The sequence below is a fragment of the Methylobacterium sp. E-041 genome, from assembly GCF_022829665.1.
Classification (GTDB): domain Bacteria; phylum Pseudomonadota; class Alphaproteobacteria; order Rhizobiales; family Beijerinckiaceae; genus Methylobacterium.
On sequence record NZ_JAKSYQ010000085.1, the window covers coordinates 1 to 18,907 of the forward strand.

The window sequence follows — 18,907 nt, forward strand, 5'->3', positions numbered from 1 at the left end:
CAGTCCCTCACCACGATCGCCGAACGTGCCGGTCCACACATGAGGACCAGCACGCACCCTGGCGCGGGGTGGAGCAGCCCGGTAGCTCGTCAGGCTCATAACCTGAAGGTCACAGGTTCAAATCCTGTCCCCGCAACCAAATCAGCACGAAGCCCGCGCCGTCCGACACGACGGCGCGGGCTTCGTCGTGCGCGGTCAACGAGCTTCGTCAAGCCTCATGCGAACCCTGCGCGTCATCGGCATCGGGACCGGCGATCCGGAGCACCTCACCCTCCAGGCGGTGCGGGCCCTGGCCTACGTCGACGCGGTGTTCGTCCTCGACAAGGGCGCCGACACGGACGACCTCGTCGCCCTGCGCCGAACGATCTGCGCCCGGCACATCCGCAAGGCGTATCGCCTGGTCGTGGCGCAGGATCCCCCGCGGGAGCGCCGGCCGGCGGACTACGCCGCCACGGTCGAGGCCTGGCACGCCGCCCGGGCCGACCTCCTCGGCGGCCTGATCGCGACGAATCTCGGGGCAGGGGAGGTCGGCGCCTTCCTGGTCTGGGGCGATCCGGCGCTCTACGACAGCACCCTGCGCATCCTCGAGCGCATCCTCGCCCGCGATGCTCGAGCCTTCGCCTATACGGTGATCCCCGGCATCTCCAGCGTGCAGATGCTGGCGGCCGCCCACCGCATCCCGCTGAACCGGATCGGCGGGGCCGTCCACATCACCACGGGCCGCGCGATCGCCGATGGCCTGCCGCCGGGCGTCGGCAGCGTCGTGGTGATGCTCGACGCCGACCCGCGCTTCGACCATCTCGATCCCGAGCTGACGATCCACTGGGGTGCCTATCTCGGCTCGCCGGACGAACTCCTGATCGTCGGGCGGCTCGGCACCGTCGGGCCGGAGATCCGCCGGCAGCGCGCCGCGGCACGCGCCCGCCACGGCTGGATCATGGACGTCTACCTGCTGCAACCGCCCGAGACGCCCTGATCCCAGCCGGGCGCGGCGAACGGGCCACGGACGCGTGCGCCCGGCTGCGGTAGAGCGTGCGCCATGCTGACCTTGCGACCCTACCAGCGTGCCAGCCTCGACGCGCTTGCCGCCGCCTGGAGCGGGGCAGGGGGCCAGCCCCTGCGCGACGGCCTGATCGTGCTGCCGACCGGCGCGGGCAAGGCGCTGGTGATCGCGGCGCTCGCGCGGGAGACGCTGCAGGCGGATCTCCTCGCCCGCATCGTCGTCGTCACCCACAGCCGGGAGCTGATCGCCCAGAACTTCTCCGAGCTCACCGGCTACTGGCCGGAGGCGCCGGCCGGGATCTTCTCCGCCGGGCTCGGGCGGCGGGAGGCGGGGGCGCAGGTGCTGGTCTGCGGCATCCAATCCGTCGCCGACCGGCTCGACGCGATCGGCCCGCGCGACCTGGTCATCGTCGACGAGGCGCACCTGATCCCGCGCTCGGCCGAGACCCGCTACGGCCGCTTCCTCGCCGGCCTGCGGGCGCTGCGGCCGGAGCTTCGCGTCGTCGGCTTCACCGCGACGCCCTATCGGCTCGACAGCGGACGCCTCGACGAAGGCGCGGGCCGGATCTTCGAGGGCATCGTCTACGAGGTCGATGCCGGCGACCTGATCGGGCAGGGCTATCTGTGCCCGCTCCTGTCGAAGGCGACGCTGACCGCCCTCGACGTCGCCGGCGTGGGCAAGCGCGGCGGCGACTACATCCCGAGCCAGCTCGAAGCGGCGGTCAACCGCGACTGGATCACCCGCGCCGCGGTCGAGGAGATGGTCGGCTACGGCCGCGAGCGCCGGGCCTGGCTCGCCTTCTGTGCCGGGCTCAGCCACGCGGACGCGGTGCGCGACGCGATCCGCGCGGAGGGCCATTCCTGCGAGACGATCTCCGGCGAGACCCCGCGGCGCGAGCGCGACCGGATCGTGGCGGCCTTCCGCGCCGGGCGGATCCGCTGCCTGACCTCCGTCGGCGTGCTCGCCACCGGCTTCAACGTGCCGGAGGTCGACCTCATCGCCCTGCTCCGGCCGACCCAGAGCACCGGGCTCTACGTGCAGCAGGTCGGGCGCGCGCTGCGCAACGCGCCCGGCAAGCGCGACGCGCTGATCCTCGACTATGCCGGCCTGGTGCGGATGCACGGCCCGGTGGACGTGGTCACCGCCCGCACCGCCGCCGCGGTGAAGGGCAGGGAAGGGCTGGCGCGGGCCAAGCCCTGCCCCGGCTGCGGCGCGCTGATCGCGCTCAACGCCTCGACCTGCGAGCCTTGCTGGATCGAACCGGAGGACGACGCGGCGTCCGCCAAGCACGAGGCCGCGGCCGACGACGAATTGCCGATCCTGTCCGAGCGCGCGGACGGCTGGCGGCCGGTCTCGGATTGGCGCTTCGAGCGCGGGGCGGACGGCCTCGACATCGTGCTGCGCTGCTCCGACGGCGCCCATCGCATCCGGCTCGCGCTGGAGCGGACGGGCTTTGCCCGCGACAAGGCGGTGCAGTGGTGGCGCGGGCTCGGCGGCGGCCGCGCGGCGCCGATGGATGCCGCCGAAGCCCTGGACCGCCGCGACGAGCTGGTGTGTCCGGCGGCGATCCGCATCCGCCCGATCGGCCGGGCCTCGGAGGAGGTGGCCTGCCGCTTCCCCGACGGACGCATCGTCTCCGATGTCCGCCGCCTGGCCGATGCGCTGGCCGCCTGATGCCGAGGGCGTTCGTGACTCGGGGCAAGCGTAGAGGGCAGGGGGCTCGGAGCGCCCTCGCCTGGGACGACGCGAGCCTGGATCCGCCGGGCCCGGATCGCCGAGGCCGTGAAGGCGATCCTGCCGGATGCTGGCATGCCAGCTGGTTCGGGACCGGCCGAAGCCCCCTCGCCCCGGGACATCGGTCTATTAAGTTCCATAATATATCTTATGCGAATGACGGATGTGCCCTTTAGGGGCGTGTTTCCGCAGGCGATCCCGGGCGGTCGGCGGCCGGAATCGAGTGCGGTCAGCGCACCGTGACGCGCACGTCGGACTCGTAGCCGGTGCCGTCGGCGTTGATGACGAAGATGCGGAAGGTGTCGAGCCCCTCGAACCCCTCCTCCGAGGTGTAGTGACGCATGACCGGCCGCCCCGATGCAAATCTTCGTGCGGTCGCGCAGCGCCCTCCGGCGCCCACCGTGCCGGAACCGGTCTCACGCCTCCAGCGGGATCTCGATGTGGAAGCGGGCGCCCTGCCCGCGCGGCGTCGCGATCCGGGCGTCGAGCTGGCGGGCGAGGTTCGCGATCACGCGCATGCCCAGGCTGCCCGAGGCCCGGCCGATGTCGAAATCCGCCGGCAGGCCGACGCCGTCGTCCGACACGTCGAGGACGAGCGCCGCGCCGGTGCAGGCGGCGCCCACGCGCACCTCCCCGGTCCTGTCGGGATAGGCGTACTTGATCGCGTTGGTGACGAGCTCGTTGACCATCAATCCCATCGGGATCGCCCGGTCGGCCGAGACCCGCAGCGGCTCGGCGCTGCAGCGGATGCGGTGGTTCGGCGCGCTGCTCTGCAGGTTGGCCGTCAACGTCTCCAGGAACTGCGCGAGGTCGATCTCGCCCGGCGTGGTGTCGCCCTGGCGCCAGAGCTGGTCGTGGACCCCGGCGATGGCCTCGACCCGGGTGCGGGCGTCGATCAGGGCGTCGCGCACGGCCGGGTCGTCGGCGTTGCGCGCCTGCAGCGCGAGCAGGCTCGCGACGATGGCCAGGCTGTTCTTCACCCGGTGGCTCATCTCGCGGACGAGCAGGTCCTGCCGCGCCAGCGCCTGCTTGAGCAGCCCCTCCGTGCGCTGCCGCTCGATCGCGCCGCCGAGCAGGTTGGCGAAGCCCTGCATAAAGGCGATGTCGGCCTCGGTGAACATGCCCTCGCGGGTATCGTCGACCTCGAGCACCCCGAAGGCGCCTTCGCGGTTCTCGATCAGCACGTTGATCGCCCGGCGGATGCCGTGCTCGGCCATGATCTGCGGCGTGCGGAAGCGGTTCTCGTTCTCGAGGTGGTTGGAGATCACCGGCCGGCCGGTCTTGAGGGCGAAGCCCGCGGGCGAGGCGAGGTCGGCGCCGACGCGGGCGTGGCCGACGACGTTCGGTCCCCAGCCGACGCCGGCGCGCACCAGCAGCATGTCCTCGTCGTGCAGGTGCTCCAGCGCCTTGCAGAACTCGGCGCCCATGCCCTCGGCGCAGAGTTCGGTCGCCCGCTGCAGCAGCGCGTCGACGTCCTCGCCGCGCAGGGCCTCGACGCCGAACTCGGACAGGATCGCCTGCTGGCGGAGGCGGTAGCTCAGGTCCGGATGGTGATCGCTCATGACGCGGGGAGGGTAGCAGGGATGGGTGCGGGAGGCGACGCGCGTTGCGGACCGCCCTGCCCGCGCCGTCCCCGTTCGCGCCCCCTTCCCTGCCCCCGCCCTGCGCGCTGCCGCGCCCCCTGCCCTCGCCGCGCGAAGGTCCGTCCCCTGGCCTTCGCACCGCACGATCCTATCTGGTTTCATTCCAAGCTGCGCCATCCCAGCTGCGCCATGCCCGGAGATCGCATGATACCTCTCAGGCTCACCGTGAACGGCACGGTGCGCGAGGTCCTCTTGGAGGATCCCCGCGTGACCCTGCTCGACCTGCTGCGCGAGCGCCTCCATCTCACCGGATCGAAGAAGGGCTGCGACCGCGGCCAGTGCGGCGCCTGCACGGTGCTGGTCGACGGCCGGCGGATCAACGCCTGCCTCGCGCTCGCCGTCAGCCTCGACGGCGCCTCCGTCACCACCATCGAGGGGCTGGCGGACGGCGACGCTCTGCACCCGGTGCAGGCGGCGTTCATCGCGCATGACGGCTTCCAGTGCGGCTTCTGCACGCCGGGCCAGATCATGAGCGCGGTCGGGCTGATCACGGAGGGGCAGGCGGGGACCGATCCCGAGCGGATCCGTGAGGGCATGAGCGGCAACCTCTGCCGCTGCGGCGCCTATGCCGGCATCAGTGAGGCGGTGCTGGCCGCGCAGGGCGCCGGCGACGGCGCGGCGATGCGGGAGGACGCGGCGTGAACCTGTTCGACTACACCCGTCCCGCCAGCGTCGCCGAGGCGATCGCGGCGGCGCAGGCGCCCGGAGCGGCCTATCTTGGCGCCGGCACCAACCTGCTCGACCTGATGAAGGGCGGCGTCGTGACGCCGGCCCGCCTCGTCGACGTCACCCGCCTCCCCGGCCTCGACCGGATCGAGTTCCTGGACGACGGCGGCGTGCGCATCGGCGCGCTGGTGCGCAACAGCGACCTCGCCCACGATCCGCGCTTCGCCAGGACCTATCCCGCGGTGGCCGAGGCGCTTCTCGCGGGCGCCTCGGCGCAGCTGCGCAACGCCGCGACCGCCGCCGGCAACCTGATGCAGCGTACCCGCTGCCCGTACTTCGCGGATGCCACCTCCCCCTGCAACAAGCGCGCGCCGGGCTCGGGATGCGCCGCGATCGGCGGGGCGACGCGGCTGCACGCGGTGCTCGGCTGGAGCGAGCACTGCATCGCCACCAACCCATCGGATTTCTGCGTGCCGCTGGCGGCCTTCGACGCCGTCGTCGAGATCGAGGGCGCGGGCGGCCGGCGTGCGGTGGCGCTGGTCGACTTCCATCGCCTGCCCGGCGATGCGCCGGAGCGCGAGACCGACCTGGCGCCGGGCGAGCTGATCGTCGCGGTGCGCCTGCCGCCGGAGGCGGCCGGGTTTTCGGCCCATGCCCGCTACCTCAAGGTCCGCGACCGCACCTCCTACGCCTTCGCGGTGGTCTCCGCCGCGGCCGGCCTGCGCCTCGACGGCGACCGGATCGGCGAGGCCCGCCTCGCGCTCGGCGGGGTGGCGCTGAAGCCGTGGCGGGCGCGGGAGGCGGAACGCCTGCTCGCCGGCCAGGCGCCGGACCCGGATGTGTTCCGAAAGGCTGCCGACGCGGCGCTCGCCGAGGCCAAGCCGTCGGGCGAAGCCAACGCCTTCAAGATCGAGCTCGCCCGCCGCATCCTCGTGCGGGCCCTGACGCTGGCGGCCGCCGGCACGCCGGAGCGCCTGCCGGCGCTGCCGGCCTCGCCGTTCGCCGCCCCTTTCGCCGTCCCCTCCCCTTCGCCGGCAGGAGCCGCCCATGGCTGAGATCGCATTGACGTCCGCGCCGCAGCGGGCCCGCCACGGATCGAGCATGGGCCAGCCCCTGACCCGGCGCGACGGGCCGCTGAAGGTCACCGGCCGGGCGACCTTCGCGGCCGACAACGTCGCGGACGGCACCCTCCATGCGACGCTCTGCGTTGCCCGGATCGCCCGCGGGCGCGTCACCCATCTCGACGTGGCGGCGGCCGAGGCCCATCCGGGCGTCGTCGCGGTGATGACGCCGGACAACGCCCCGGCGCTCGCCCAGCACCCGGACGACAAGCCCCACGGCTTCATCTTCCGCCTCGACCTGCTGCAGGATTCGGCCGTCCGCTACGCCAACCAGCCGATCGCGGTGGTGATCGCCGAGACGCTGGAGGCGGCCACCGAGGGCGCGCGCCTGCTGAGCCCGCGCTACGAGGCCGAGACGCCGCGCATCGGCCTCGACGCCGAGCCGCCGTTCACGCCCCCCGGCATCGGCGTCGGCCAGCCCCCGGAGGAGACCCACGGCGACGTCGAGGCCGGCCTCGCCGCCGCGAGCCGGCGGATCGCGGCGACCTACGAGACCCCGGCCCAGTACCACAACGCCATGGAGCCGCACGCGGCGGTGGCCTCCTGGGACGGCGACCGGCTCACGCTGCACACGCCGAGCCAGGGCATGTCGATGGCCCAGGGGCGCCTCGCCGGGCTGTTCGGGATCGCGCCGGAGAACATCCGGATCGAGAGCCCGTTCCTCGGCGGCGGCTTCGGCTCGAAGGGCCTGATCTCGGGCCCGCAGATCCTGGCCTGCATGGCCGCGCGCCTCGTCGGCCGGCCGGTCAAGCTGGTGCTCGCGCGCGCGCAGATGTACGGCCCGGTCGGCCACCGCGCCGAGACCCGGCAGAGCTTCCGCCTCGGCGCCGACGACGCCGGCAAGCTGACGGCGCTGGAGCACGAGACGCTGACGGCCTCGAGCCGGTTCGACGACTTCTTCGAGCCGGCCGGCGGCGTCTCGCACACCCTCTACGCCAGCCCGGCCATCGCGGTCCGGCACCAGGCGGTGCGGGTCGACACCGGCACGCCGCTGTTCATGCGCGCGCCCGGCGAGGCCTCGGGCAGCGTCGCGCTGGAGAGCGCGATCGACGAGATGGCGCTGGCCTGCGGCATGGACCCGTTGGAATTCCGCCTGGCGAACTATGCCGAGGTCGAGCCGATCTCCGGGAAGCCGTTCTCCTCCAAGGCCCTGCGCGAGTGCTACACCCGCGGCGCCGAGCGCTTCGGCTGGTCGGCGCGGCCGAGAGCGCCGCGGCAGACCCGCGACGCGAACGGTCTCCTCGTCGGCTGGGGCATGGGCACCGCGACCTTCCCGGCGCTGATGTTCGAGGCGCAGGCGAAGGCCGAGCTGCGGGCCGACGGCACCGGCCTGATCGAGACCGGCGCGCACGACATGGGGCAGGGCGCCTGGACCGCGCTCGGCCAGATCGCCGCCGACGGGCTCGGGATCGGCCTCGACAGGCTGACCTTCCGGATGGGCTCCTCCGACCTGCCGAACGCCGGCATCGCCGGCGGCTCGGCCCACACCGCCACCGCGGGCGGGGCGATCCACGCGGCGGGCCAGGCGGTGATCGCGCAGCTCGCCGACCTCGCCACCAACGATTCCGCCTCCCCGCTCTACGGCGCGGGCAATGCCGGATTCGTCGCCCGCGACGGACGACTCTTCCGGCGCGACGACGAGAGCCGCAGCGAGGCGTATTCCGACATCCTGGCACGCGCCGGACGGGCGAGCCTCACCGCGACCGGGAAGGCCTCGACCGATCCGGCGGCGGCCAAGACTTACGCCATGCACGCCCACGGCGCGGTCTTCGCCGAGGTGAAGGTCGACCCCGATCTCGGCCAGATCCGCGTCACCCGCCTCGTCGGCGCGTTCGCAGCCGGCCGCATCGTCAACCCGCGCCTGGTCACAAGCCAGTATTACGGCGGGATGATCTGGGGGATGTCGTTCGCGCTGCACGAGCACGCAGCGATGGACGCCCGCACCGGCCGCTTCCTCAACGACAACCTCGGCGAATACCACGTGCCGGTGAACGCGGACACGCCGGCCATGGAGGCGATCCTGGTGCACGAGGACGACGCTCACGTGAACGCGCTCGGCATCAAGGGCGTCGGCGAGATCGGCATCACCGGCTCGGCCGGCGCCATCGCCAACGCGGTCTGGCACGCCACCGGCATCCGGGTGCGCGAGATCCCGATCACGCTGGACAAGCTGCTCGGGTAGCGCCCGCCGTCGCGATCCGGCAGCCCACGCCGGCGCGAACCCGGTCCCGACCGCCCTGCCCTCCCGGAGGCCCGTCGCTCAGCGGCGCGGCCTCCGTCGTCGTTCGGCCCGACCCGCGATCCGCAGGTCGCCTGCGCTCCCGAAGGGCTGCGGCGGTGCCGGCCAGCGTCTAATCCCGCTCCGTTCGTCGCAGCGGACGGTCCGCGTGCGCCGCCGCACCCAAGTCGAAAGAGAAACGGATTAAATATAGTTTTCTATACTTGTGCATTCGCACACATATTCGTCGAACGACATTGGTTATGTTCTTCTCGTTGGCGCAGGGCGGCATGTCCTGCAGAAGAAAACTTCGAGAGGAAGGATTATCTCATGACGCGCATCGTTGCCTCGGCGCTCTTCGCCGCCGTTCTCGCCCTCCCCGTCGCGGCTCGGGCCGGCGAGGGCGGTGGCGGCGACCGCCAGCCGGCCGGCGGCGGCCACATGAGCTCCTACGTGAACGACCCCTACCACGACCCCCGCTCCGCCCATTCGCAGCGCAACCGCACCGGGCAGCTTCTGGGCGCACCGATGTATTCCGACATGCCCGGCGCCACCGTCGCGCGCCGTGACGTGGTCTCGCCGCACTGGGCGTCCGGAAGCGCGGCCCCCCGCGGCCGCCGCTGATCCGATCCGCCGACCGGCGCCGGCATCCGGCGCCGCCCCGCCCGACATCCGAGCCCGCACGGCCGCCACCGCGCGGGCTCGCTCGCGTCCGCGCCGCGCAGGGCCGACGGGATCGCCGTCGCCGCGCCGCTCGACGGGACGCGCCCCCGCCGTGCCGGCATCGCAGCGATCGCCGCGAGCCGGCGCCCACATCGTTTCAGCGCAAGAGGATCCTTCGTGGACAACATCATCCAAGGCATCTCGGAGTTTCAGGACAAGGTCTTCCCGGGGCAGCAGGCGATGTACCAGCGGCTGGTCAGGGACGGGCAGCAGCCCAAGGCCCTGATCATCGCCTGCGCCGATTCCCGAGTCTCGCCCGAGCACATCACCCAGGCCGGCCCGGGCGAGCTGTTCGTCTGCCGCAACGCCGGCAACATCGTGCCGCCGTTCTCGACCGCCACCGGCGGCGTCTCCTCGGCGATCGAGTACGCCGTCGTGGCGCTCGGCGTCCGCGACGTGGTGGTCTGCGGCCATTCCGATTGCGGCGCGATGAAGGGGCTGATGAGCCCCGAGGCCCTGGCGAGGATGCCCAACGTCGCCGCCTGGCTCCGGCACAGCCATGCGGCCGAGCGGATCGTCTGCGAGGCCTATCCCGCCGACATGGACCCGAAGGAGCGCCACCGGGCGCTCGCCCTGGAGAACGTGATCGTCCAGCTCGCGAACCTGCGCACCCACCCGAGCGTGGCCGCGGGCCTCGCCAAGGGCCAGCTGCGGCTGCACGGCTGGTTCTTCGAGATCGAGACCGGCATTCTGCTGGCCTATGACGGCGAGGCCGGCCGCTTCCTGCCGCTCGACGCCCTCGATTCCGCCGGCGACTTCCCCGTCGCCCAGGGCTCGGCCGTGCGCATGGCGGCGCCGGAATACGCGCCGCCGCAGGCGGCCGCGTAGGGGCCGGGCCGATGCGACCCACCCAAACGCCCCCCGCGCGCATCCTCCCGGCCTCCCTCGCGCGGGACCTGCCGGCCTCCTTCGTCGTGTTCCTCGTGGCGCTGCCGCTGTGCATGGGCATCGCCCTGGCCTCGGGTGTGCCGCCCGAGCGCGGGCTGATCACCGGGATCGTCGGCGTCATCGTCGTCGGACTGCTCGCGGGCTCGCCGCTGCAGGTCAGCGGGCCGGCGGCGGGGCTTGCCGTCATCGTGTTCGAGTTCGTGCGCCAGCACGGGCTCGGGATGCTCGGCCCGGTGCTCGTGCTCGCCGGCGCGGTCCAGGTCGCCTCCGGCGCGCTCCGGGTCGGAGGCTGGTTCCGCGCGATCTCGCCGGCGGTGGTGCACGGGATGCTCGCCGGCATCGGCCTGCTGATCGTGCTCGGCCAGGTCCACGTGCTCACCGACGCCCTGCCGCTGGCCTCGGGCCTCGACAACCTCGTGGCGATCCCGGCCGCGTTCTTCGACTTCGTCACGGGCGAGGGCAACCGCGTCGGCGCCGTCACGGTGGGCCTCGCCACCCTCGCGGCGATGATCGCCTGGGAACGCCTGCGGCCGGCGCGGATGAGGATGGTGCCCGGCGCGCTGATCGGAGTCCTCGCCGGCACCGCGGTCGCCGGGCTCGGCGGCCTCGCGGTCAAGCGGATCGAGGTCCCGGACGCGATCCTGTCCACCCTGTCGATGCCGGGGGCGGCGGAGTGGGGCCGGCTGCTCGAGCCGACGATGATCGTGATGGCGTTGACCATCGCCGCCGTCGCCAGCGCCGAGAGCCTGCTGTCGGCGGCCGCCGTCGACCGGATGCACGACGGGCCGCGCACGCAGTACAACCGCGAGCTCGGCGCGCAGGGCGTCGGCAACCTGATCTGCGGCCTGATCGGCGGCCTGCCGATGACCGGGGTGATCGTGCGCTCCTCGGCCAACGTCCAGGCCGGCGCGGCGACGCGGGCCTCGACGGTGATGCACGGGACGTGGATCCTCGCCTTCCTGCTCGCCCTCCCCTGGGTGCTGAAGCTGGTGCCGACGGCCGCGCTCGCCGGCATCCTGGTGGTCACCGGCTGGCGCCTGATCGGGCCCCACCACGCCGTCCACCTGCACGCGCGCTACGGCTGGCTCACTGCCGCGATCTGGCTCGCGACGATGGTGATGGTGGTGGCCACCGACCTGCTCACCGGCGTGCTGGTCGGGCTCGGGCTCAGCCTGCTCCAGGTTATTCCTACGCTGCGCAAGGGCCGCCTGCGGATCGAGCACGCGGCGGCGACGGAGGTGGCGGGGGTGCCGGAACTGCGCCTCTCGGGCTCGGCCACCTTCCTGCAGCTCCCGCACCTCACCGAGGCGCTGGAGCGGACCCCCGAGGGCGGCGAGGTCCGCCTCGGGACGAAGGACCTCGCCCACATCGACCACACCTGCCTGGAGATGATCGGGGACTGGGCGGGACGGCGCGCCGCCTCGGGCACGCGGGTGTCGGTCGTCGGCGGGTTCGGCCGGCCGCACGAGAAGCTCGTCGCGGCCGTGGCGGCACCGTCCAAGGACTGAGCGGCGGACACGCGGGAACGAGGGGACGGAACGACGGGGCCGGCATCGCGCGAGCGGTGCCGGCTCATCGCGTGCCCGAGCCCGCGCGTTCCGGCCTTACGCGTCCGCCGGGACGGCGGCATCCGCGATCGCGAAGAGGGGTGGCTGCAGGGCCCCCGCCTCCGCCACCGGCACCGCCCGCGCGCCGTCCGGGAGGGCGGGCCCCAGAAGGCGCAGGAAATCCTCGGAGGCGGCGATGTCGAGATCGGCCGCCTTGGCGCGGGTCTCGAGGCGGGCGAGGGTGTTCATCGCCGGGCCGAGCACGGTGTACTCGGCGCGCAGCCCATCGTCGAAGACGCCGACGAGGAGGTCGCCGGCATGGAGCGCGACGACGACGCGGAGCGGGAAGTCGCCGGCCTCGGCGCGGGTGCGGTTCAGGGCGGACAGCCGGGTGCGGATCGCGCGGGCGCAGGCCAGCGCGCCGCGGGCCTGCGCCACCGGGCCGCCGACCACGAACTGCGCCAGCACGGCGTCGCCGACATACTTGTCGACGATGCCGTCGTGCTCGGTCACGGCCGCATGCGCCAGGGCGCGGATGGCGAGCAGCGCGCGCACCATCGCCTCGGGCGGGTGCTCGCGGCTCAGGCGCGAGAACCCGCGGACGTCGAGGGCCAGCAGGCAGGCATGGCGCCGGCGTGCCGTTCCGAGGTCGCCGTCGCGGGCGAGCTCGGTCGCGACGCCGTCGGGAACGAAGCGGGCGAGCTGCGTGCGCTCGTGCTCGAGGCGCACGGCCTCGCCGGCGGCGTGGCGCAGGCGCGCGACCCCGTCGACCACCACGACGCTCGCGGCCAGGAAGGTCAGCAGCCCCGGCACCTGATCGCCGAGATCGACATGCGGGCCGAGGAAGCCGGCCGGGTTGACGAGGCCGACGAGGATCGCGGCGCCCCAGGCGAAGACGACCGTGCCGGAGAACAGGGCCGCGTGCCACACGCGCATGCTGAGCGCGGTCTGCAGCAGCAGCAGGAAGGCCGGCAGCCGGCTCACCGCGTCGGCGGCCCCGCCATCGTCGGCGGCGCCCGCCAGCATGTGCTCGACGAGGACGTAGATCGCCAGCCCGGCGTTCAGCCCGGTGCCGGCCCAGGCGAAGCCTTCCGCGTGGCGCCCCTCCCCGCGCTCGGCCCGGCCGAACCAGACCGAGCCCGCCGCATAGAGGCCGAGGATGAACCAGTGGCTCAGCGCGTGCAGCGAGCCGTCGTAGACCTGCGCCGCCATCAGCAGCACGAGCACGATCACCACGCGCAGGACCAGCAGGCGACCGCCGGTGGCGCGCTGCATCAGCCGCAGGACGGTGTTCTCGTCCTGCGCGCGCTGTGCGGCCCTGTCGTCGAGCATGAGGCGGGTGCCCGCGCGGGTCGGGACTACCCGGCCCGGCTGAGCCGGCGGGCGCCGCCGAAGCGGTTGAGGAAGCGCGGCTCCTTCTCCGGCGCGATCCGGATGGCGAGGTGCAGCGTGCCGCCCTCCTCCATGCGCCGGTCGAGCACCTCGGCGTTCTCGTAGAGCCAGTGCAGGGCCGCGCCCTCCTCGGGGCCGAGGATGACCGCGAAGGTCGAGCGCGCGCGGGCGATGCGCGCCTCGATCCGCGCGGTCAGCGCCGACAGCCCCTCCCCCGTCAGCGACGAGACCAGCACCGGTGCGGCGCCGTCGCGGTCGTTGCGGTCGTGGGCCGAGAGGTTGGCGAGGCGCGTGCGCTCGCCCTCGTCGAGCAGGTCCGCCTTGTTCCAGACCTCGATGATCCGGTCGGCCGACATCTCGATTCCGAGCTCGCCCAGCACCGTGCCGACATCCTCGGCCTGCGCCTCGGAATCGACGTGGGCGACGTCGCGCACGTGGAGCAGGATGTCGGCCTCGATCACGTCTTCCAGCGTGGCGCGGAAGGCGGCGATCAGGGCGGTCGGCAGGTCGGAGATGAAGCCGACGGTGTCGGACAGGATCACGGTCTCGCCGTGCGGCAGCTTGGTGGCGCGGGCGGTGGGGTCGAGGGTGGCGAACAGCATGTCCTGCGCCACCACCTGCGCCTTGGTCAGGGCGTTGAACAGCGTCGACTTGCCGGCATTGGTGTAGCCGACCAGCGCCACGATCGGGTAGGGCACGCGCGCCCGGCTTTGCCGGTGCAGGCCGCGGGTGCGGGTGACGGCGTCGAGGTCGCGCTCGATCCGCGTCATGCGCTCTTGGATCATGCGCCGGTCGGCCTCGATCTGGGTCTCGCCCGGGCCGCCGAGGAAGCCGAAGCCGCCGCGCTGGCGCTCCAGGTGGGTCCAGGACCGCACCAGCCGCGACTTCTGGTAGGCCAGGTGGGCGTGCTCGACCTGGAGCGTGCCCTCGCGCGTCGAGGCGCGGCGGCCGAAGATCTCGAGGATCAGGCCGGTACGGTCGATGACCTTGGCGCCGAATTCCTTCTCGAGGTTGCGCTGCTGCACCGGCGACAGGGCGCAATCCATCACCACGAGGCCGATCTCGCTCGCCTTGATCAGGCCGGCGATCTCCTCGACGCGGCCCTTGCCGAGATAGGTCGAGGGCCGGATGCGGGCGAGGCTGAGCGGGATCGCCTCGACCACGTCGAGCTCGATCGCGGCGGCCAGCCCCACCGCCTCCTCCAGCCGCGCCTGCGTCGAGCGCGAGACCGGCGCCGGCCCGTGCGGCGACGCGGCCGCGGTGCGGCTGAGGTAGGGACCGATGACGAGGGTGTGGGTCGCGGCGGCGATCTCGCCTTCCGGCGCGGCCATCGCCTGCAGTCGGGCCTCGCCGGAGGTCAGCGTCTCGGTCATGGAATCCTTGAGCCGCCGCCCGTCGGGGCGGCGGCGTGATGCGTTTCGGAACCCCTCAGATGGGGCTGAGCAGCCGGCGAACCAAGATGGCGCGGAGCACGCTCGTGCGGACCGGGGGCCGGCCGCGCGTCAGGAGCGCCCGGTCACGCCTTCTCGGGGGCGGTCTCGTCCGGCTCGAACAGCTGCACGGGATGGCCCGGCATGATCGTCGAGATCGCGTGCTTGTAGACGAGCTGGGAATGGCCGTCGCGGCGAAGCAGCACGCAGAAGTTGTCGAACCAGGTCACCACGCCCTGCAGCTTGACGCCGTTGACGAGGAAGATCGTCAACGGAATCTTGTTCTTGCGGACATGGTTGAGGAAGGTGTCTTGCAGGTTCTGTGCGCGTTCGGCCGCCATCTTCTTGTCCTTTGTTGTCTTGGCGCCCGCCTTCGGGAGCGGGTTTTCGTTCTATCCGCGGCATCGATCCTGCCGCCGCAGCGCTGGTCTTGAGGAGCCCGCCGCGGAGCGGAATCGTGCATTACAGGTTCAATTCCGGCGCCGATGCAAGACCCGAACCGGCTCCGCACGCGACGAACGGGGGTTGCTTCTCACCGCTTCCGTCATCCGCCCGCAAGGCGCTCAGGGGCCGATCCCCAGGGACTTCAGCTTGCGGTGCAGGGCCGAGCGCTCCATGCCGATGAATTCGGCGGTCCGGGAAATGTTTCCCGAGAAGCGGGCGATCTGCGCCACGAGGTATTCGCGCTCGAAGATCTCGCGCGCCTCGCGCAGCGCCAGGCTCATCAGCTTCTCGCCGCCGGCGCCGTTCGGGGTCGTCGGCACCAGGGCGCCGATCTCGGAGGGCAGCATCTCCGAGGTGATCTCCTGGTCCGGGTCGGCCTGCGTCAGGATCATCAGCCGCTCGACGTTGTTCTTGAGCTGGCGCACGTTGCCCGGCCAGTTGTGCGACTGCAGCACCGCCATCGCGTCCTGCCCGATGACCCGGCGCGGCAGCCCGGTCTGGGCCGAGATGTTGTCCATGAAGAACTGGATCAGCTCCGGCACGTCCTCGCGGCGCTCCGAGAGCGAGGGCACGCGGATCGGCACCACCGAGAGCCGGTGGAACAGGTCCTCGCGGAAGCGCCCGGCGGCGATCTCCTCGGCGAGGTCGCGGGAGGAGGATGAGATGATGCGGACGTCGACGTGGACGCGGGTGGTGCCGCCGACGCGCTGGAAGTTCTGGTCGACGAGGACGCGCAGGATCCGGCCTTGCGTCTCCCGCGGCATGTCGGCGACCTCGTCGAGGTAGAGGGTGCCGCCATGCGCCTCCTCCAGCGCGCCGACCCGCCTCCCCTGCTCGCCGCCGGCCTCGACCCCGAACAGCTCCGATTCCATCGTCTCCGGCAGGATCGCGGCCGCGTTGAGCAGCACGAACGGCCCGCTCGCCCGGGCCGAGGCCTTGTGCAGGCCGCGCGCGGCGAGCTCCTTGCCGGAGCCCAGCGCCCCGGTGATCATCACCCGGGCGTTGGTCGGGGCGACGCGGTCCAGCGTTTGGCGCAGCTGGTTGATCGCCACCGAGCCGCCGACGATGCGGTTGGCGGTGCCGGAGCGCGCGGTGAGGTCGCGGACCTCGCGCCGCAGGCGCGAGGCCTCGAGCGCGCGCTCGGCCACCAGGATCAGCCGGTCGGCCTTGAACGGCTTCTCGATGAAGTCGTAGGCGCCCGCCTTGATCGCCGAGACCGCGGTCTCGATGTTGCCGTGGCCCGAGATCATCACCACCGGCAGGTCCGGGTGGGACGCCTTGATCAGGTCGAGCACCTGCAGGCCGTCGAGGCGCGAGCCCTGCAGCCAGATGTCGAGGAAGACGAGGTGGGGGCGGCGCGCCTCGATCGCGGCGAGCGCCTCGTCGGAGCTGCCCGCGGTGCGCGAGCGGTGGCCTTCGTCGTCGAGGATGCCGGCGACCAGGTCGCGGATGTCGGCCTCGTCGTCGACCACCAGGATATCGGCGCTCATGGCTGCATCTCCGCAATCTCTCGGGGGGCCGTCGTCGCGGCGCCCTTCTCGTCAGGGTTGGGGCGGGCCGGGCCCGCGACCGCGTCGTCCGCGGGCGACAGCGCGCGGGGCACGCGCATGCGCACCTGGCCGCCGCGGCCGGCGGGGTTGTCGTTCAGCTCGATCCCGCCGCCGTGCTCTTCCAGCACCTTGCTCACGATCGCCAGCCCGAGGCCGGTGCCGCCCTCGCGGGTCGTCATGTAGGGCTCCAGCAGGCGCTGGCGCCCCTCGACGGGAAATCCCTTGCCGTTGTCGGTCACCGCGATCGTGGCGAAGCCCTCCTCGACGGTGAGGCTCAAGCCGATCTTGCCCTTGCCGAGCTCGGCCTCCGGCACCTCGGCCACCGCCTCGACGGCGTTCTTGAGGATGTTGGTGATCACCTGGCTCAGCAGGCGGATGTCGAAGGCCGCGGTGATCTTCTCGGCCTCCGCCGTGCCGGTGCCGCCGAGGCCGTGCGCGGTGAAGGCGAAGTCGATGTCGGGGTGCGCCACCCGCATCATGAACAGGTTCTGCTTGGCGATCTCGGTGAGGTCGTTCTCGGCGATCGCGGGCTTGGGCATCCGGGCGAAGGAGGAGAACTCGTCGACCATGCGCTTGATCTCGTCGACCTGGCGGATGATCGTCGCGGTGCACTGGTCGAACACCTCCTTGTCGGCGGTGATGACCTTGCCGTACTTGCGCCGGATGCGCTCGGCCGAGAGCTGGATCGGGGTCAGCGGGTTCTTGATCTCGTGGGCGATGCGGCGCGCGACGTCCGCCCAGGCGGAGGTGCGCTGGGCCGAGACGAGGTCGGTGATGTCGTCGGCCGTCACCACGAAGCCGCGTGCGCCGCCCTGCGCCTGCTCGCTGGTGACCCGCACCGCGATGGTGCGCTCGCGCCCGCCCCGCGTGAGCTGGATCTGGTGCGCCTGCGCGCGCTGGCGCCCCTCGGCGCCGGGCAGGAGCGGGGCGAGCTCCGGCACCGCATTGGACAGGCGCTGGCCGACGAGCGCGCCGTCGGCGAGATCGAGCATCCGCTCGGCGGCCGGGTTCGCGATGGTGACGAAGCCAGCGGCATCGACGCCGACGACGCCGGGCGAGACCCCCGACAGCACGGCCTCGGTGAAGCGCCGGCGGCGGTCGATCAGGTCGCTCGCCGCGGTCAGCCCGGCATGCTGACGGCGCAACTCCTGCGTCATCTTGTTGAAGCTCTCGCCGAGATGGGCGAGGTCGCCGTCGGTCTTCCGCGCCGGAACTTGAGCGTAGAAGTTGCCCGAGGCGACCTGGTCGGCGGCGTTGATCAGGCGGCGGATCGGGGCGACGAAGCGGTTGGCGAAGTTCATCCCGAACCACACCGCCGAGAGCAGCGCGATCAGCGCGATCAGCACGAAGATCGAGGCGAAGGTCACCTGGATCGAGGTGCGCAGCGAATCGTAGGTGAGGTACTCGGCCGCCGCCGCGCGCGACACGCCGGGGAAGTCGATGGCGAGCTGGTTGACCTCGCGCTGCACCAGCAGCACCGCGTCGTCGTAGGCCGGCATCCGGAACATCGCCGCGAAGACGCGGCCCTCGGTCGGCAGCAGGCAGATCGGGTCGCTGGACTTGGCCGCGTCCTCGAAGGCGGCGGCCGAGGGCAGGCGCGTCGTCTTGAGCACGTCGATCTTGGCGCGCGCCACCACCTCGTTCGGCCCGCGCATGATCTGGGCGACCGGCAGGCCGAGATTGGTCGCGCGGGTGGTGAGGAAGCCCTCGAACCAATCGCGGTTGACGTCGAAGTTCGGCCGCGCCCGGGTCAGGTCGTCGTTGAGGATGCGGATCTCGCGCGCCAGCGACTGGCACTGGTTCTCCTGGTAGGCGTCGGCCACCTCGACGGATTTCAGCACCACGTCGCGGACCCGGTCGGTGAAGCCGAGGGAGAGGCCGCGGTCGATCGTCACCGAGGCGACGACGGCCAGCAGGCAGGTCGGCAGGATCGCGATCAGCGAGAACAGGCCGACGATGCGGGTGTGGAGCCGGGCCACCGCCGCGTTGGCGCGCCGCGCATGCAGGAAGACCCGCGCCTCCCAGGCGATGATCACCGCGAGCCCGAGCACCAGGGCGACGTTGATGGCGAGCAGGGTGACGCCGATCGTCGGCGTCGGCGTCACGCGGATGACGCCGGCCAGCACCAGGAAGGTGGCGATCGCCGAGATCAGGGCGGTGACGACCACCCCGGCGCCGATCCAGCCGGGCCCGCGCGGCCCCGCCCGCAGCGCGTCGGGGACGGAGGCACCGCCCTCGTCGGGCCTCGCCGACGGGGCCTCCGAAGTCCTGGATCGCAGAAACGGCATGGCTGATGCAGAGCCACCACAGTGTGGCGAAATTATTACGAATCGGGCATTCGCCCGGTCGCGCCGCGGGCCCGGCGCTCCGGCCGCGACGCTTCGGCCTCCGCGCGCGCTTGGACCCCGGGCCGGACGATGCTATCCCGGTCGGCGGAGGCGAACGGGGTCTGGTGGCCCTCCTGGTCTTCAAAACCAGTGGTACGCCCAAAGCGTACGGTGGGTTCGATTCCCATCCGCTTCCGCCAACGACCCATCCGTAGCCGTTC

The 18,907-nt window shown here is 72.4% G+C and carries 14 protein-coding genes and 2 tRNA genes; 10 read left to right on the plus strand and 6 right to left on the minus strand.

What is annotated here, in order from left to right:
• The first annotated feature begins 62 nt into the window (after positions 1–62).
• From MKK70_RS08080 to MKK70_RS08090, 3 genes are all read left to right on the plus strand, one after another.
• Positions 63–139, plus strand: a tRNA-Met gene (locus MKK70_RS08080).
• A 78-nt stretch (positions 140–217) separates the two neighbouring features.
• Positions 218–976 (plus strand): precorrin-6A synthase (deacetylating), encoded by a 759-nt coding sequence (gene cobF / locus MKK70_RS08085; RefSeq protein ID WP_243946758.1) that lies wholly within the window; start codon positions 218–220, stop codon positions 974–976.
• Between the two features lie 63 nt (positions 977–1,039).
• A complete protein-coding gene (locus MKK70_RS08090; protein ID WP_243946760.1) occupies positions 1,040–2,677 on the plus strand; it encodes a DEAD/DEAH box helicase in 1,638 nt (545 codons plus the stop codon).
• A 476-nt stretch (positions 2,678–3,153) separates the two neighbouring features.
• Here the strand turns inward: MKK70_RS08090 and MKK70_RS08095 are convergent, their stop codons facing one another.
• Positions 3,154–4,299, minus strand: coding sequence for a sensor histidine kinase (locus tag MKK70_RS08095; RefSeq protein WP_243946762.1), 1,146 nt, complete (start codon positions 4,297–4,299; stop codon positions 3,154–3,156).
• A gap of 225 nt (positions 4,300–4,524) precedes the next feature.
• On the opposite strand from MKK70_RS08095, the gene MKK70_RS08100 reads away from it, so the two are divergent.
• The 6 genes from MKK70_RS08100 to MKK70_RS08125 all read left to right on the plus strand — a co-directional run bounded on the left by MKK70_RS08100 (position 4,525) and on the right by MKK70_RS08125 (position 11,504).
• Positions 4,525–5,022, plus strand: coding sequence for a (2Fe-2S)-binding protein (locus MKK70_RS08100; RefSeq protein WP_147844299.1), 498 nt, complete (start codon positions 4,525–4,527; stop codon positions 5,020–5,022).
• A complete protein-coding gene (locus MKK70_RS08105) occupies positions 5,019–6,101 on the plus strand; it encodes an FAD binding domain-containing protein (protein WP_243946764.1) in 1,083 nt (360 codons plus the stop codon). Before MKK70_RS08100 ends, MKK70_RS08105 begins: the two co-directional genes overlap by 4 nt.
• Complete coding sequence (locus MKK70_RS08110; RefSeq protein WP_243946765.1) at positions 6,094–8,349, plus strand: xanthine dehydrogenase family protein molybdopterin-binding subunit; 2,256 nt, start codon at positions 6,094–6,096, stop codon at positions 8,347–8,349. Before MKK70_RS08105 ends, MKK70_RS08110 begins: the two co-directional genes overlap by 8 nt.
• A 366-nt stretch (positions 8,350–8,715) precedes the next feature.
• Positions 8,716–9,009 carry a hypothetical protein gene (locus tag MKK70_RS08115; protein WP_147729318.1) on the plus strand — a complete coding sequence of 98 codons (294 nt, stop codon included), beginning with the start codon at positions 8,716–8,718 and terminating at the stop codon, positions 9,007–9,009.
• Positions 9,010–9,225: 216 nt separating this feature from the next.
• Positions 9,226–9,936 carry a carbonic anhydrase gene (locus tag MKK70_RS08120; protein ID WP_147730031.1) on the plus strand — a complete coding sequence of 237 codons (711 nt, stop codon included), beginning with the start codon at positions 9,226–9,228 and terminating at the stop codon, positions 9,934–9,936.
• An 11-nt stretch (positions 9,937–9,947) separates the two neighbouring features.
• Positions 9,948–11,504: a SulP family inorganic anion transporter gene (locus MKK70_RS08125; protein WP_243946768.1), complete on the plus strand. Its 1,557-nt coding sequence runs from the start codon at positions 9,948–9,950 to the stop codon at positions 11,502–11,504.
• Positions 11,505–11,600: 96 nt separating this feature from the next.
• Here MKK70_RS08125 and MKK70_RS08130 read toward each other — a convergent pair whose 3' ends face one another.
• From MKK70_RS08130 to MKK70_RS08150, 5 genes are all read right to left on the minus strand, one after another.
• Positions 11,601–12,875: an adenylate/guanylate cyclase domain-containing protein gene (locus MKK70_RS08130; protein WP_243946770.1), complete on the minus strand. Its 1,275-nt coding sequence runs from the start codon at positions 12,873–12,875 to the stop codon at positions 11,601–11,603.
• 26 nt (positions 12,876–12,901) lie between these two features.
• Positions 12,902–14,308, minus strand: coding sequence for a GTPase HflX (gene hflX / locus MKK70_RS08135; protein WP_147843072.1), 1,407 nt, complete (start codon positions 14,306–14,308; stop codon positions 12,902–12,904).
• A gap of 143 nt (positions 14,309–14,451) precedes the next feature.
• Entirely contained in the window at positions 14,452–14,706 is a 255-nt protein-coding gene (gene hfq / locus MKK70_RS08140; RefSeq protein ID WP_066925253.1) for an RNA chaperone Hfq, read from the minus strand.
• 222 nt (positions 14,707–14,928) lie between these two features.
• The gene (locus MKK70_RS08145; protein WP_147726345.1) at positions 14,929–16,299 is read right to left on the minus strand and encodes a sigma-54-dependent transcriptional regulator; all 1,371 of its coding nucleotides are present in this window, start codon (positions 16,297–16,299) and stop codon (positions 14,929–14,931) included.
• Positions 16,296–18,647 (minus strand): sensor histidine kinase, encoded by a 2,352-nt coding sequence (locus MKK70_RS08150; protein WP_243946772.1) that lies wholly within the window; start codon positions 18,645–18,647, stop codon positions 16,296–16,298. The genes MKK70_RS08145 and MKK70_RS08150 overlap by 4 nt, the downstream gene beginning before the upstream one ends.
• A gap of 146 nt (positions 18,648–18,793) precedes the next feature.
• On the opposite strand from MKK70_RS08150, the gene MKK70_RS08155 reads away from it, so the two are divergent.
• A tRNA-Sec gene (locus MKK70_RS08155) sits at positions 18,794–18,886 on the plus strand.
• The last annotated feature ends 21 nt before the right edge of the window (positions 18,887–18,907 follow it).